This window comes from Corynebacterium striatum ATCC 6940, from assembly GCF_000159135.1.
GTDB classification, from domain to species: domain Bacteria; phylum Actinomycetota; class Actinomycetes; order Mycobacteriales; family Mycobacteriaceae; genus Corynebacterium; species Corynebacterium striatum.
The window spans coordinates 1-920 of the sequence record NZ_GG667542.1 but is presented as its reverse complement, the minus strand read 5'-3'; the positions used below and the strand labels follow the sequence as shown (position 1 = coordinate 920).

Genomic DNA, 920 nt, shown 5'->3' with positions numbered 1-920 from the left:
TCGCCTGATTGAGAGCTTGCAGCGGCAAAGCTTCGGTACGCATAGAATCTGATAACGCCCACCCAACGATCCGTCGGGAGTAAACGTCGGTGACAAACGCGGCATACACAAAGCCGTTCTTCGTGTGCACATACGTAATGTCAGCCACCCACAGTTTGTTCGGCCCTTGGGCTTTGAATTCACGCTCCACCAAGTCTGGGCGCAGATCAGGCACGTTAGGCTTACGGGTTGTGATTGGTGATCCACCTTTGCCTTTGCCAGAAACACCGGCCAGGCGCATTAAACGGGCAGTTTGTTCACGACCGATATCAATTCCGTCACGGCGGAGAGCATGCCACATTTTCCGTACACCGTAGACACCGTAATTATCCCGATGAATAGCACTAATGCGTTCAACCAGCACAGCATCACGAAGGCGACGAGCACTTAACCCACGGGCCTTGGACTGGCGATACCCACGCGAGGTGATAAACCCACCAGTGCGGTTATTCTTCAACGTCTTACAGATGAACTCGACAGAGAAACGATTCCGGTATTCATCGATGAACCGGATCATTTCCGACGTTTTGGGTCGAGTTCCGACGCGAAAAAAGCTGAGGCGGCCTTCAGCAGCTCATTAGTGTCGCGGAGCTCTTGATTTTCACGGCGTAGCCTCGCGTTTTCCGCGGCCAAGTCTTCAGGCACAGGTTGTGGGATGTTTCCCGCACGACGGGCCTGCTGGGTCCATTGGCGAGCCGTGTGCCATGAAACCCCCAACTTTGGAGCTACTGCCTGGCACGCGGCTTGCATCGACATATTTTCCGCCAAGATGCGGTCTTCCACGAGACGGACCACACGGTCTTTGGCATCCTGGTCAAATTTCCTTGGCATGTTCCAGATTTTCCCATCTACTCAAACGGAACAAAACCTGGGACACTTCA

At 53.7% G+C, this 920-nt stretch carries 1 protein-coding gene and 1 pseudogene; both read right to left on the bottom strand.

Going from position 1 to position 920, the window contains the following annotated elements; translation table 11 throughout:
- Positions 1–556 (bottom strand): IS3 family transposase (locus tag HMPREF0308_RS12650; protein ID WP_005532272.1); only part of this gene is annotated, 556 nt, incomplete at its 3' end.
- Positions 553–895 (bottom strand): annotated as a pseudogene (locus HMPREF0308_RS12645) (transposase). The gene HMPREF0308_RS12650 and the pseudogene HMPREF0308_RS12645, both read right to left, overlap by 4 nt.
- Positions 896–920: the final 25 nt, after the last annotated feature.